This is a genomic window from Nocardioides sp. WJ219 (assembly GCF_058559815.1).
Genome location: NZ_JBZUJV010000001.1, coordinates 261,157 through 273,797, shown reverse-complemented (window position 1 = coordinate 273,797; position 12,641 = coordinate 261,157). Strand labels below are relative to the sequence as shown.

Genomic DNA, 12,641 nt, shown 5'->3' with positions numbered 1-12,641 from the left:
CGACCTCACGAGAGAAGGCACCAGTGAACGAGTTCATCGAGGAGATCAACCGCCTCGTCCAGCGGCTCCAGGACGGCTTCAACGACCTCGTCAACGCCATCAACGACGTGCTGAGCTGGGTGCCGTGGGGCCTCGGCTGGGCAGCCGACCGGGTCCGCGACGCGTTCGGCTACCTGGAGGAGAAGTGGAACGAGTTCTGGGACGCCGCCACCCTCATCTTCGGCAACATGGGTGATCTCGGCGCCGTGGAGCAAGCCGGTCAACAGTGGAGCAGCGACATCGGCTCGCCGGTGAGCGAGGAGGTCGGCACCGTCGACCGCGCGCTCCTGAAGGCCGACGACCACTGGAAGGGCCAGGCTGCCGAGGCGTACTTCCCCAAGGCGGCGCTGCACAAGAGCGCCATGGAGAAGCTGCAGACCTTCACCGACACCGCCGCCGACGCCCTCGACGGCGTCCGGGCCGGGCTCGTCAAGTTCTACGCCGGGCTGATCACCGCTCTCGTCGCGCTCGTGGGCGGTCTCGTCGCCGCCCTGGCCTCGACCGCGACCATCGTCGGCATCCCGGCCGGCATCTTCATCTTCGCCGCCGCGTGCCTGGTCGCGGAGGGGGCGTTCTTCACCGGTGGCATGTTCCTCAAGAGCGACTGCGACTCCGCGCAGAGCAAGCTCAACCGCAAGCTCGGCGAGCTCAGCGGCTTCCCCGACGGCGCCTGGCCCCCGGGCGCCGTGCTCACGGCGTGACCGGAACCCGCGCCCGCGCGGCGCTGCTCGCGGTCGGAGGAGCCACGCAGGCGCTCGCCGGCCTGGCCCTCCTCGTCCTGCTGCCCCAGGCGACCGACGACGACGCCGTCACGTGGTGGCTCCGCCTGGCGACCGCGCTCGTCATCCTCGCCGGGCTGGTCGTGGTGCTCGCCGCCGCCCGCTGGGCGGCCCGGCCGGGTCCGCAGCGCGGGCTGCCGGGGCTGGCCGTGGCACTCGGCGTCGTCGGCGTCCTCGTGGCGGTGCTGGGCGGCATCGCCTTCGTCGTCGACGGGGGACCCGACGGCGGCACGGCGTTCGTGCTCGGGATGATGCTGGTCGTGCCGCTCGGCCTGGGCATCCTGCTCGCCTCGCTCGTACGCCGTGAGAGTGCGGCCGCCGCGCGCACCGCGGGCCACCACGCCCCGGCGTCCCGGTAGTGGCGGACGCCGGTCACCCCGCTCCGGCCGCCCGACGAGCGGCGCCCTCCACCTCCGCCGCCAGCGCCGCGGTCGCCGGTACGGCGTCGGCGCCGGGCCGGTAGGCCAGCCCGACGTGGCGGCGTCCGAGGGAGGCCATCGGCACCACCCGCACGTCGGGGTGGCGGTACGCCGCCAGGGCCGAGGCCGGCAGGACCGTGACGCCCAGCCCCCGGGCCACGAGGTTCTGCACGACCACGTAGTCGTCGGTCGTGTGCCGGATGGTCGGCACGAAGCCGGCCTCGGCGCAGCAGTCGACCAGGTGGGTGCGGCAGTTGACGCACCCGCCGATCCAGTCGGCGTCGGCCAGCGCCGCCAGGCCGCGTCGCCCGGGGCCACGGCGCCCCGGCCCGACCACGAGGTGGACCGGCTCGTGCAGGACCGGTCGCCAGGTGAGGGCGCCGAGGCCGGTCGGCGGACCGTCGTAGCCGAAGACCAGGGCGAGGTCGGCGTCACCGGCCGCGACGGCGGCCACCGCCTCGGGCGGCTCGGCCTCGGCGAGCCCGACCTCGACCTCGGGGTGGGCGGCGGCCAGGGCGCCGATCGCCTCGGGCACCAGGGTGGCCGCGCCCGACGGGAACGCGACGAGCCGCACCCGGCCGGCCCGGAGCTCGGTGAGTGCGGCGACCTCCTCGGCGGCGGCGTGCAGCTCGGCGGCCACCACGTCGGCCCGCCGCAGGAGCGCGCGGCCGGCCTCGGTCGGGGTCACCCCGCCGGGGCCGCGCAGCAGCAGCGGACCGCCGGCCTCGCGCTCCAGCCGGGCGAGCTGCTGGCTGACCGCCGGCTGCGTCCACCCCAGCTCGCGGGCCGCCGCGCTGATCGACCCGGCGCGCGCGACGTCGCGCAGCACGAGCAGCCGGCGCGGGTCGAGAGCCATAGGCACAGGTTATGGCCTCCCCTAGGAGGTCGGGTCTTCCTTGGGGGCTCACTCCCGGGGGAGGGTGGAGCCATGAAGACCATCGGCCTCGTGGGCGGCATGTCCTGGCACTCCACCGCCACCTACTACCGACTGGTCAACGAGCAGGTCGCGGCCCGGCTCGGCGGGCACGCCTCGGCCAGGGTGTCCCTCCAGTCCCTCGACTTCGCCGAGGTCCGCGACTGCCAGGTCCGCGGCGACTGGGCCGGCTCGGCGGCCATCCTGGCCGCGGCCACCGAGCGGTGCGTGGCCGGCGGCGCCGACCTCGTCGGCCTCTGCACCAACCTGATGCACAAGAACTTCGCCGCGCTCGAGACCGCCGCGTCGGCCCACGGCGTCCGGGCGGTCCACATCGCCGACGCCGTCGCCGCGGTCGCCCGTCGCGAGGGCTGGACCACCCTCGGCCTGCTCGGCGCGCGCTGGGTGATGGAGGAGACCTTCTACGCCGACCGCCTCGCCACCCACGGCATCTCCGTGGTGGTGCCCGACGCCGCGGGCCGCGAGCTGGTCGACCGGGTGGTCTTCGACGAGATCACCCAGGGGATCTTCCGCGACGAGTCGCGCGCGGCGTACGTCGACGTGATGCACGACCTCGCGGCGCGCGGTGCCGACGCGGTGGTGCTCGCCTGCACCGAGATCGGCCTGCTCGTCGGCGCCGGCGACGCCCCGCTGCCGGTCGTCGACTCCGCGGTGGCGCACGCCGAGATGCTGGTCGAGCTCGCGCTCGAGCCCCAGGCCGCGGCGGTCTGAGGCACCATCGGGGCATGCGCCTCGCCGCCCTGCTCCTCGCGACCGGGCTGCTCGCGGCCGCCTGCACGTCCGAGTCCGACCCCGAGCCCGGCGCGCCGGAGCCGTCCCCGACCAGCACAGCGGCACCGTCGCCGACGACGCCCGCCCCGTCACCCACCAGCGCTCCCCCACCCGACCCGCCCGACCCGCCGCCGCTCCCCCGCGTCGGTCCCGACGACCTCCGGGTCGCCACCGCCGTGGGTGCCGTGGAGTTCCTGGCCGGCGAGGTGGGGCCGCGACCGGGCCACACCCCGGCGTACTTCCGTGCCGCCCGGTGGGCCGAGCGGCGACTGACGGCGTCCGGCTGGACCGTCGAGCGGCAGCGGTTCCCGACCCCGGCGGGCTTCTCCTGGGACACCCCGGTCGAGGCAGGACCCTCGGTCAACGTCGTGGCCACCCGCGGCGACGTCGAGCCAGGCGAGCCGTGGCTGCTGGTCGGCGCGCACCTCGACACCGTGCCGCGGGCACCGGGCGCCGAGGACAACGCCTCCGGGGTCGGGGTGGTGCTGGCGGTCGCCGAGGCGCTGCAGGAGCGGCGCACCCGGTTGCCGGTGGTGCTCGTCCTGTTCGGCTCGGAGGAGCCGCGCGGGCCCGGCGACGCGCACCACTACGGGTCCAAGGCCTACGTCGCCGCGCTCGGTCGGGCCGAGCGCCGCTCGCTGCGGGCGATGGTCTCGCTCGACCGGGTCGGCGTGGGGTCGGTGGTGCCGGTGCAGACCGTCGGCGAGGCCAACGGCGTCAGCGACGAGCTCGTCGCGGCGGCGCGCCGGGTCGGCGTACGGACCGACCTGCAGACGTTCGAGACCTCCAGCGACCACGAGTCCTTCACCGACGGCGGACTGCCCGCCGCCCGCCTCGGCAGCACGCCGTACGCCGCCTACCACGACCCGACGGACGTGCCGTCGGTCGTCGAGCGCGACCAGCTCGAGCGGGTGGGGCGGATCGTGCTGGCCTGGTTGCGCTGACCCGTCCGGCAGGAGGATCGCCGGGCGACTCAACCTCCGGACCGCCCGGCAGCGTCTCGTCGACGAGGGTCCCCGCGGGGACGGGACGGAGGCAGGGTGCCCGAGCAGGAGTTCAGCGAGGTCGTCGCCGCGGTCACGCCCGCGCTGCGACGGCTCGCCCTCGCCCTGACGGCCGACCCGCACCGCGGCGAGGACGCCGTGCAGGCCACGCTCGAGCGGCTCTACCTCGCGTGGCCGCGGCTGGCCGTGCGCGACCCGGCGGCCTACGCCCGGGCGGCGCTGGTGCGCCAGGTCGCGACCGAGCGCCGACGGGCGTGGTGGGTGCGCGAGGTCAGCGCGGCGCACGTGCCCGAGGTCCGGGCGCCGGTCGTCGACGCCGAGGACCGGCTCGTGCTGCTCGACCACCTCGCCCGACTCCCCGCGCGGCAGCGGCACACGATCGTGCTGCGCTACCTCGAGGACCTGCCGGTCGCCGAGGTCGCCTCCCTGCTCGGCTGTGCCGAGGGCACCGTCAAGCGGGCCGCCCACGACGGGCTGCGCACCCTCCGCGCGGCCCTGACCCCCGACCTCGGCAACGACCGCGAGGAGGCGACGTGACCGACCACGACGACGAGCTGGTCGACCGGCTCCGCGAGGGCTACGCCCGCCTCCCGGCCGGCACCGGACCCGTCGACGTCGACGGCGTGGCGCGGCGGGCGCGCCGGACTCGGCGCCGGCGACGGTTACGGGCGGCGGGGGCCGTCGGATGCGTGGCGGCGGTGGCGGCCATGACCGCCCTCGCGGTCCCCGCGGTGCTCGACGACGGCGACGACGGTGACCTCGCCACCGACGGGATCCCGCCGGCCGCGACGCCGTACGACGGCCCGCTCGACGCGACCGGCCGCTACGGCGCCGCCGGCCGCGCGATCGACTGCGTCCACCCGCCGACCGGCGGCAACAGCGCGGCGGAGGTCTACGAGGGCGGCGCCACCAGCGACAGCCCGCTCGCCGCGGTGGAGACGGCGTACTCGGAGGGGCTGTTCCTGGCGGTGCCGCCCGACCCCGACCTCGCGGTCGCGGCGAGCGAGCCCGACCGGGTGCTCCTCACCCGCGAGGTCGACGGCCGCGTGCTGCTGGCCCTCGTCGTGCGCGACGGCCCGGCGATCGACGGCGCCGGCGGCGCGGGCTGGTACGTCGAGTCGTGGGCCCGCTGCGACTTTGCCGAGTTCCCCGAGGAGGTCGAGATCGCCGGGTTCGCGCGCTACGGCGTCTGGACCGACGCCGACGGCCTGCCCGTCCCGGTCGCGGAGGTCTTCACGTCCCCCGGCCCCGAGCACTGCGGCTGGCAGACCATGCAGATGCTCTTCGTCGACGACGGCGGCCCCCGCGGCCGGGCCTACGTCGAGGCGCCAGACGCCGCGCTGCGCGGCTCCGTCGCCGGCCGCTACCGCACCGACGTGCCCCTGCCGGCCGGCGCGCGCGACACCGGCTGGGAGCGCGACGGGCAGCACCTGTGGCTCTCGGCCGACGGCCGGTTCGCCTACGTCGGCTCCCGCACCTCCGTCGCGACCTGGCCCCGGCTGGACACCGCCTGCGCCTGATGCGCCGTCGCCGGCGGCGCGTCGTACGACGGCCGGTCGCCGACGGTGGTTGAGGAGGTTGCGCTGGCAACCGTCTCGAAACCACGCAGGACGGGCACCTCACCGGGTCTCGACTCGGGCTCGCTGGCGCTCGCCCGGCTCGACCAGCGTGGCATGGTCTCGAGACGGTCGTGACCGACCTCCTCGACCACCGTCGGACCCCGACGCCGGCCTCCTCGACCGCCGTCGGACCCCGACGCCGGCCTCCTCGACCACCGTCGGACCCCGACGCGACGTATCTCTCATCCGGAGGGGTCTGGGAACAACGGGGCCACTCCTGGTGTGGTCCTGGGTATGGCTACGACCATCCCGTCCCTGACCCTCAACAACGGCACGACCATCCCGCAGCTCGGTTTCGGCGTCTACCAGGTGCCTCCGGCCCAGACCGCCGACACCGTGACCAAGGCCTTCGAGGCCGGCTACCGCCACATCGACACCGCCCAGATGTACGGCAACGAGCAGGAGACCGGGGTCGCGATCGCGGCGTCGGGCATCCCGCGCGACGAGCTGTTCGTGACCAGCAAGCTCAACAACGGCTTCCACCGCCCCGACGACGCCCGCCGGGAGTTCGACGCGACGCTGGCCAAGCTGGGCCTGGACCACATCGACCTGTTCCTCATCCACTGGCCGCTGCCCACGAAGTACGACGGCGACTACGTCTCGACCTGGCGGACGCTGACGTCGTTCGTCGAGGACGGCCGGGCCCGCGCGGTGGGCGTCTCCAACTTCCAGCCCGCGCACCTCGACCGGATCGTCGCCGAGACCGGCGTCGTCCCCGCCGTCAACCAGATCGAGGCGCACCCCTACCTCCTCAACGACGAGGCGCGCGCGGCCACCCACCGCCACGGCGCGCTCGTCGAGGCGTGGTCGCCGATCGCCCAGGGTGCGGTGCTCGACGACCCGGCGGTCGCCGGGATCGCCGAGGCCCACGGCAAGACGCCCTCGCAGGCGACCCTGCGCTGGCACGTCCAGCGCGGCGACATCGTCTTCCCGAAGACCATGTCGCCCGAGCGGATGGCGGAGAACTTCGCGATCTTCGACTTCGAGCTCACCGACGAGCAGATGGCGACGATCAGCGGGCTCGACCGCGGCGAGGCCGGGCGCACCGGACCCAACCCGGACACGTTCGACTACGTGCCCTGAGCCGCCTGCTCACGCGTCGAGGGCTCGCCCCCAGGCCTCCAGCAGGTGGGCGAGCCGGGACCTCTCGGCCTCGGTGAGGCCGGCGAGGAGCCGGTGCTCGTTGGCGACGTGCTGCTCGACCAGGCCGTCGACGAGCCGGAACCCCTCGTCGGTCAGCCGGATCAGGCGCGAGCGCGCGTCGTCGGCGCTCACGGTGCGCTCGACGTAGCCGGCCGAGACGAGCCGGTCGACGCGCTTGGTCACCGCGCCCGAGGTGACCATGGTGCTGGCCCCGAGCTGGCCCGGTGTCAGCTCGTACGGCGCCCCGCTGCGCCGTAGCGAGGCCAGCACGTCGAAGTCGCCACGGGCGAGGCCGGCCGCGGCGAACACGGTGCGCAGCTCGCCGTCGAGCCGGTCGGCGAGGCGGTGCAGTCGCCCGATGACGCCCATCGGGGACGTGTCGAGGTCGGGGCGCTCGGCCCGCCACTGCTGCAGGATCCGCCCGACGTGGTCCGGTTCGGTCATGGACTAGACGATATCTCACGCGGAAGATATATTCTCTTCCGTGGAAGACAACAGGCTCCGCGCCACCGCGATCGCCGCCGTCGCCCCCGTCGCCTGGGGCACGACGTACCTCACCACCGAGCAGTTCCTGCCACCCGACCGACCACTCTTCGCCGCCCTGATGCGGGCGCTCCCGGCGGGGCTGCTGCTGCTCGCCGTCGTCCGCCGGCTCCCGAGCGGCGAGTGGTGGTGGCGCGCCGCGCTGCTCGGCACCTGCAACATCGGGCTGTTCTTCCCGCTGATCTTCCTCTCCGCCTACCACCTTCCCGGTGGTCTGGCCTCCACGGTGCAGGCGGCGTCGCCGCTGGCGGTGATGGCGATCGCCTTCGTGCTGCTGCGCGAGCGTCCCGGCCTCCAGCGGGTCGTCGCGGCCCTCGTCGGCCTGGCCGGGGTGGGGCTGCTCGTGCTGCGCTCGCCCGGCGGCGTCTCCGCGCTCGGCCTGGCCGGCGCCTTCGGCTCGGTGGCGGTCTCGGGGCTCGGGTTCGTCCTGGTCAAGAAGTGGGGCCGTCCCGAGGGCGTCGGCCTGCTCACCATGGTGTCGTGGCAGCTGGTCGCCGGCGGCCTGCTGCTCCTGCCGCTCGCGCTCGTCGTCGAGGGCGCTCCCCCGGCCATCGACCTGCCGGCGGCAGGCGGGTTCCTGTGGATCGGCGGCGCGGGGACGATCCTGGCCTACACCTGCTGGTTCCACGGCCTGTCGCGGATGCCGGCCGGGGCGGTGGCGCTGGTCGGACTGCTCAACCCGGTCACCGGCACGGTCCTCGGCGTGGCCTTCGCCGCCGAGGCGTTCGGGCCCGTCCAGGCGATCGGCATGGCGCTGGTGCTCGGCGGCGTCCTCGCCGGGCAGCGTCGTACGACGCCCGCCCCGGCGACCGCTGCGCCCGCGGCCGGGGAGGGCAGGATGGACCCGTGCGCCACACCCGCGCCCTCCTCGTCGCCGCCACGCTGACCGCCGTGGCGGCAGCCGGCGGCTGCACCCACGAGAACGACGGCGACGAGCGCCCGAGCCGGGGTGGCGGCGCCGCGCCGCCGACCGGCGTGTCGCTGTCCTTCATCCAGCTGCGCGCCGACGAGGGCAGCAGCCGGGCCCAGCTGCGGGTGGTCAACGAGTCCGACCAGGCGCTCGAGGTGACCGGCGTCGGGCTCGACTGGCCCGGCTACGGCACCTTCGACACCGACTACGAGACCGTGGTCGAGGCGGGCCGCGTGCTCGACCTGCGCTTCGAGCTGCCGGCGCCCGACTGCTCGGCCCCCGAGACCGCGCTCGCCGAGCCGGTCGTCGGCCGGCTCGGGCTGGCCGACGACGTCGAGGTCACCGACGAGCTCGATGAGAGCGGCACCGGCTACGTCACCCGGATCCGCCAGCGCACCTGCGACGAGCAGCGCGTCGCACAGGCGGTGCAGCTGCGCTACGGCCCGGGCTGGCGGGTCGAGGGCACCGGTCGCCGGGCCGCGGTCGTCGGCACCGTCACCCTGCTGCGGCGCGCCGAGACCGGCCAGGTCACGGTCACCGGGATCCAGGGTTCCGTGCTGCTGCGACCGGTGCTCGACCGACCGCTCGTGCTGCCCGCCGGCCAGGCGTCGGCCAGCGTGCCGGTGCGGGTCGTCATCCCCCGCTGCGACGAGCACGCCCTCACCGAGAGCAGCCAGACCTTCCACCTCAAGCCGACGTTCCGCTTCGGCTCGGGCGCGGACGCCGAGACGGTCACCGTGCTGCGGATCCCCGACGCCGCCAGCCGCCAGGCCGGCCAGCGGCTGCTCGCCGGCGCGTGCGTCGTCGACGGATCGGCCACATGACGCAGGCCGCCGCCGACTTCCGGCTGCGCGACGTCGCACTCTCGGCGTACGGACCCACGATCGTCAGCTCGATCGGGCACGGCGCGGTGATGCCCGTGCTGGCGCTGCGGGCGCGCGACCTCGGCGCCGACGTGAGCACGGCCGCCGCGATCGTGGCCCTCCTCGGCCTCGGCATGCTCGTCGCGTCGCTGCCGGCGAGCGCCGCGGTCGCCCGGATCGGCGAGCGCCGCGCGCTCGTGTACGCCGGCGTCGTCGACGCGGCCGCGATGCTGCTGGGCGCGATGGCCGGGTCGGTGCTGCTGCTGGCGGTGTCGGTGGTGGTCAGCGGTGCGACCTGGACGACGTTCCTGATGGCGCGCCAGGGCTTCATGATCGACGCGGTGCCGCTGAGCCACCGGGCACGGGCGCTGTCGACGCTGGGCGGCTCGCACCGGGTCGGGGTGTTCGTCGGTCCGCTGCTCGGCGCCGGGCTGATCTCCCTCGGCGGCCTCGACGCGGTCTTCCTCCTCGCCGCCGTCGCGGCGCTGGCGGCCGCCGGCCTCGCCGCGCGGATGCCCGACCTCGGCCAGGAGCGCCGTGACGCCCAGCGCGAGCGCGGCCACCTCGGCGTGTGGCAGGTGCTGCGCCGGCACCGGCGCACGCTGCTCACCCTCGGCGTGGTCGTGGTGGTGATCTCGGCGTCACGGTCGGTGCGGACCGGCCTGCTGCCGCTGTGGGCCGACCACGTCGGCATCTCCCCCAGCACGACGTCGCTGATCTTCGCCCTCGCCGGCGCGATCGACATCGTCTTCATCTACCCCGGCGGCTGGCTGATGGACCGGTACGGCCGCACCGTCGTCGCCGTGCCCGTCGTGCTGACGGTGGCGGTCGGCGCCCTGCTGCTGCCGCTGGCGACTTCGGCCGTCGCGGTGGCCGCGGTGGTGGCGCTGATCGCCGCGGGCAACGGCCTCGGGTCGGGGATCGTGATGGTCCTGGGCGCCGACGCCGCGCCCGACGACGGCCGCGCCCAGTTCCTCGGCGGCTGGCGGCTGTGCGGCGACATCGGGCTGTCCGGCGGCCCGCTCGTGGTCAGCGCCGTCGCCGCCCTGGCGCCCCTGGCGGTGGCCTGCGTGGTGATCGGCGGGCTCGGGCTCGCCGGCACGGCGTGGACGGCGTACTGGGTGCGCCGCGAGGACCAGCGGGTCAGGTGACGGTGACCGCGACCTCGTTGGAGGCCTCACCGGTCTCGGTGTCGAGGACGCGGAACCGGTTCTCGCCGGCGGAGCCGGTCTGCACGAAGGTGGAGAACTGGTCGCCGTTGACCAGCACGGTGATCGCGGCGAAGTCACCCCACCTGCCGGCCTCGAACCGCTGCACCAGCAGCACGGCCCCGTCGCCCCCGGGGTAGGTGCCGGTGAGGTCGATCGGCTCCATCGGGCCGACCTCGGACTGCGCCGACTCGAGCGTGATCTCGTCGGCGGGGGCGTCGCTGAACGTCGACGTCGGCAGGTCGGGCTCGGGCACGTCGGAGAGCGTGACGTAGGACTGCGGCTCGTTGCTGTCGGTGGGCGAGGGCAGGAAGAGCGTCTCCTGGGCCGTCGCGTCGGCGGTGGCGGCACCGTCGTCGGACAACCCGGCGGCGCGGCTGGCCACGAGGGCGCCGACGGCGAGGACCCCGCCGACGATCACGGCCACCGCGACCAGGGAGAGCACCCCCCACAGCACGGCGAGCGTCGGGCGCTCCGCCCGGACGACGTCCTCGTGCTGGTCCTCGGTCACCGGGCCATTGTGAGCGACGGCCCGCTGCCGACCAAACCGCGTCGGTCGATCACCGCGGCTCGAGCACGACGACGGGGATCACCCGGTCGGTGGTGGCCTGGTAGGTCTCGAAGTCGGCGTACATCTCCACGAGCCGCGGCCACAGGGCCAGGCGCTCGTCGGGGGTCGCGACGTGGGCACGCACGGGGCGCGTCTCGCGGCGCAGGTGCACGGTGGTCTCGGGGTGGGCACGCAGGTTGGCGACCCACTGGGGGTCGGTGGGCAGCCCGCCCTGTGACCCGACGACGACCAGGTCGGGTCCGTGGGCGAGGTAGAGCAGCGGGGTCGTGTACGCCGTGCCGCTCTTGCGACCCACGTGGTCGAGCAGCAGCGTGGGGACCGGCTTGCGGAACCCCGCTCCGATCCGCCACCTGCTGCCGACCCGCCCGCCCGTCAGCCGGAAGACCCTGACCTGGGCGCGGGCCATCAGCTTGATCGCCCTGGCGGTGGCCGGCCTGGCCAGCGCCTCGCGGCGCTTGGCGAGCCGGTCGGGGGTGAGGTCGGGCATCACAGGCCCCGCTTCCAGACGACCTGCTCGTGCAGGCGGCGGCTCCGCCAGCCGTCCGGCGTCCGCACGACGTCGTGGTGGTACATCCCGCCGATCTCGACGATCCGGGTGCCGCCCTGCCCGTCGTCCATCGGCATCGGGTTGTCGAAGTAGGCCACCACGGCGGCGGCGTCGGGGCCGCCGAAGAGGATCTCGACCTGCCCGATGGTGTGCATGCGCTGCGGGAAGAACGCCGGCAGCATCTCGGCCAGCCACGGCTTGACCTCGGCGTACGACGCACGGATGCCGCCGGACTCGGTGTAGTCGACCTGCGCGTCGGCGGTGAACACGGTGTCCAGCCGATCCCAGTCGCCGGTGTCGATGGCCCGGGTGTAGCGGGTGATCACATCGGTGATCTCGAGGCGGTCGCTGATCTCCTGGAGGTCCACGGCGCCACCCTGGCAGATAACTGAAACACGTTCTAGTCTTCGCCCCGTGAGGTTCTCCTACGCCGAAGCCATGACGCACGCGACCTACTACGCCCCGCTCGCCCGGGCGGCGGAGGCGGCGGGCTACACGTCGATGACGGTCGCCGACTCGCTGATCTACCCGAAGGAGTCGGACAGCACCTACCCCTACACCGACACCGGCGACCGGGAGTTCCTCGAGGGCAAGGAGTTCATCGAGACGATGGTGCTGTGCGCGCACCTGTTCGCGGTGACGACGACCCTGCGGCTGACGCCGTTCGTGCTCAAGCTGCCGGTGCGGCCGCCGGTGCTGGTGGCCAAGCAGGCGTCGTCGCTGGCGTTCCTGTCCGGCAACCGGCTCGGCCTCGGGGTCGGCATCAGCCCGTGGCCCGAGGACTTCGCCAACCTGCAGGTCGACTGGGCCAGGCGCGGCAAGCGGATGGACGAGTGCCTCGACATCGTGCGCGGGCTGACGTCGGGTGAGTTCTTCGGCTACCAGGGCGACTTCTACGACATCGACGTGCTGCAGCAGAGCCCGGCGCCGACGGAGCCGATCCCGCTCCTGGTGGGCGGGCACGCCGACGCCGCGCTGCGCCGCGCCGTGCGCAAGGGCGACGGCTGGATGCACGCCGGCGGCGACGGCGAGGAGCTCGACCGGCTGCTCACCCGCCTGGCCGAGATCCGCGAGGAGGAGGGCGACACCCGCGACGACTTCGAGGTGCACGTCATCTCCTACGACGCCTACACCCTCGACGGGATCAAGCGCCTGGAGGACAAGGGCGTCACCGACTGCATCGTCGGCTTCCGGGTGCCCTACCTCAAGGGCCCCGACACCGAGCCGCTGGAGAAGAAGGTCGAGCACCTGGAGAAGTACGCCGAGAACATCATCGCGAAGGCCTCCTGAC

Annotated in this window: 16 protein-coding genes; 11 read left to right on the top strand and 5 right to left on the bottom strand. The window is 74.5% G+C overall.

Annotated elements, in window-relative coordinates:
• The first annotated feature begins 23 nt into the window (after positions 1-23).
• Together AC4MBH_RS01330 and AC4MBH_RS01325 are read left to right on the top strand one after the other, a co-directional pair.
• On the top strand, positions 24-740 hold the full coding sequence (locus AC4MBH_RS01330; RefSeq protein WP_491792527.1) for a WXG100 family type VII secretion target: 717 nt from the start codon (positions 24-26) through the stop codon (positions 738-740).
• Positions 737-1,177, top strand: a complete 441-nt coding sequence (locus AC4MBH_RS01325) for a hypothetical protein (RefSeq protein ID WP_491792526.1) — start codon at positions 737-739, stop codon at positions 1,175-1,177. Before AC4MBH_RS01330 ends, AC4MBH_RS01325 begins: the two co-directional genes overlap by 4 nt.
• A 13-nt stretch (positions 1,178-1,190) precedes the next feature.
• Here AC4MBH_RS01325 and AC4MBH_RS01320 read toward each other — a convergent pair whose 3' ends face one another.
• Positions 1,191-2,093 (bottom strand): LysR family transcriptional regulator, encoded by a 903-nt coding sequence (locus AC4MBH_RS01320; RefSeq protein WP_491792525.1) that lies wholly within the window; start codon positions 2,091-2,093, stop codon positions 1,191-1,193.
• 72 nt (positions 2,094-2,165) lie between these two features.
• Here AC4MBH_RS01320 and AC4MBH_RS01315 point away from each other — a divergent pair, with 72 nt between their 5' ends.
• The 5 genes from AC4MBH_RS01315 (at position 2,166) to AC4MBH_RS01295 (ending at position 6,648) form a co-directional block, all read left to right on the top strand.
• Positions 2,166-2,882: an aspartate/glutamate racemase family protein gene (locus AC4MBH_RS01315; RefSeq protein WP_491792524.1), complete on the top strand. Its 717-nt coding sequence runs from the start codon at positions 2,166-2,168 to the stop codon at positions 2,880-2,882.
• Between the two features lie 14 nt (positions 2,883-2,896).
• Positions 2,897-3,886 (top strand): M28 family metallopeptidase, encoded by a 990-nt coding sequence (locus tag AC4MBH_RS01310; RefSeq protein ID WP_491792523.1) that lies wholly within the window; start codon positions 2,897-2,899, stop codon positions 3,884-3,886.
• A 96-nt stretch (positions 3,887-3,982) separates the two neighbouring features.
• Complete coding sequence (locus tag AC4MBH_RS01305) at positions 3,983-4,483, top strand: sigma-70 family RNA polymerase sigma factor (protein WP_491792522.1); 501 nt, start codon at positions 3,983-3,985, stop codon at positions 4,481-4,483.
• Positions 4,480-5,466, top strand: coding sequence for a hypothetical protein (locus AC4MBH_RS01300; RefSeq protein ID WP_491792521.1), 987 nt, complete (start codon positions 4,480-4,482; stop codon positions 5,464-5,466). The genes AC4MBH_RS01305 and AC4MBH_RS01300 overlap by 4 nt, the downstream gene beginning before the upstream one ends.
• A 333-nt stretch (positions 5,467-5,799) precedes the next feature.
• Positions 5,800-6,648, top strand: coding sequence for an aldo/keto reductase (locus AC4MBH_RS01295; protein ID WP_491792520.1), 849 nt, complete (start codon positions 5,800-5,802; stop codon positions 6,646-6,648).
• A gap of 9 nt (positions 6,649-6,657) precedes the next feature.
• Here AC4MBH_RS01295 and AC4MBH_RS01290 read toward each other — a convergent pair whose 3' ends face one another.
• Positions 6,658-7,152 (bottom strand): MarR family winged helix-turn-helix transcriptional regulator, encoded by a 495-nt coding sequence (locus AC4MBH_RS01290; RefSeq protein WP_491792519.1) that lies wholly within the window; start codon positions 7,150-7,152, stop codon positions 6,658-6,660.
• A 40-nt stretch (positions 7,153-7,192) separates the two neighbouring features.
• Between AC4MBH_RS01290 and AC4MBH_RS01285 the strand changes: the two genes are divergently transcribed.
• Genes AC4MBH_RS01285 through AC4MBH_RS01275 form a run of 3 tightly spaced genes read left to right on the top strand, consistent with a single transcriptional unit; the run spans position 7,193 to position 10,175 of the window.
• Complete coding sequence (locus AC4MBH_RS01285; protein WP_491792518.1) at positions 7,193-8,137, top strand: DMT family transporter; 945 nt, start codon at positions 7,193-7,195, stop codon at positions 8,135-8,137.
• Entirely contained in the window at positions 8,098-8,985 is an 888-nt protein-coding gene (locus AC4MBH_RS01280; protein ID WP_491792517.1) for a hypothetical protein, read from the top strand. The genes AC4MBH_RS01285 and AC4MBH_RS01280 overlap by 40 nt, the downstream gene beginning before the upstream one ends.
• On the top strand, positions 8,982-10,175 hold the full coding sequence (locus AC4MBH_RS01275) for an MFS transporter (protein ID WP_491792516.1): 1,194 nt from the start codon (positions 8,982-8,984) through the stop codon (positions 10,173-10,175). The genes AC4MBH_RS01280 and AC4MBH_RS01275 overlap by 4 nt, the downstream gene beginning before the upstream one ends.
• Here AC4MBH_RS01275 and AC4MBH_RS01270 read toward each other — a convergent pair.
• The 3 genes from AC4MBH_RS01270 to AC4MBH_RS01260 are packed head-to-tail and all read right to left on the bottom strand — an operon-like array spanning position 10,168 to position 11,718.
• Positions 10,168-10,743, bottom strand: coding sequence for a hypothetical protein (locus tag AC4MBH_RS01270; RefSeq protein WP_491792515.1), 576 nt, complete (start codon positions 10,741-10,743; stop codon positions 10,168-10,170). The genes AC4MBH_RS01275 and AC4MBH_RS01270 overlap by 8 nt on opposite strands.
• Before the next feature lie 49 nt (positions 10,744-10,792).
• Positions 10,793-11,290 (bottom strand): nitroreductase family deazaflavin-dependent oxidoreductase, encoded by a 498-nt coding sequence (locus AC4MBH_RS01265; protein WP_491792514.1) that lies wholly within the window; start codon positions 11,288-11,290, stop codon positions 10,793-10,795.
• Positions 11,290-11,718: a nuclear transport factor 2 family protein gene (locus AC4MBH_RS01260; RefSeq protein ID WP_491792513.1), complete on the bottom strand. Its 429-nt coding sequence runs from the start codon at positions 11,716-11,718 to the stop codon at positions 11,290-11,292. Before AC4MBH_RS01260 ends, AC4MBH_RS01265 begins: the two co-directional genes overlap by 1 nt.
• A 46-nt stretch (positions 11,719-11,764) precedes the next feature.
• On the opposite strand from AC4MBH_RS01260, the gene AC4MBH_RS01255 reads away from it, so the two are divergent.
• Entirely contained in the window at positions 11,765-12,640 is an 876-nt protein-coding gene (locus tag AC4MBH_RS01255; protein WP_491792512.1) for a TIGR03619 family F420-dependent LLM class oxidoreductase, read from the top strand.
• Position 12,641 lies beyond the last annotated feature (1 nt).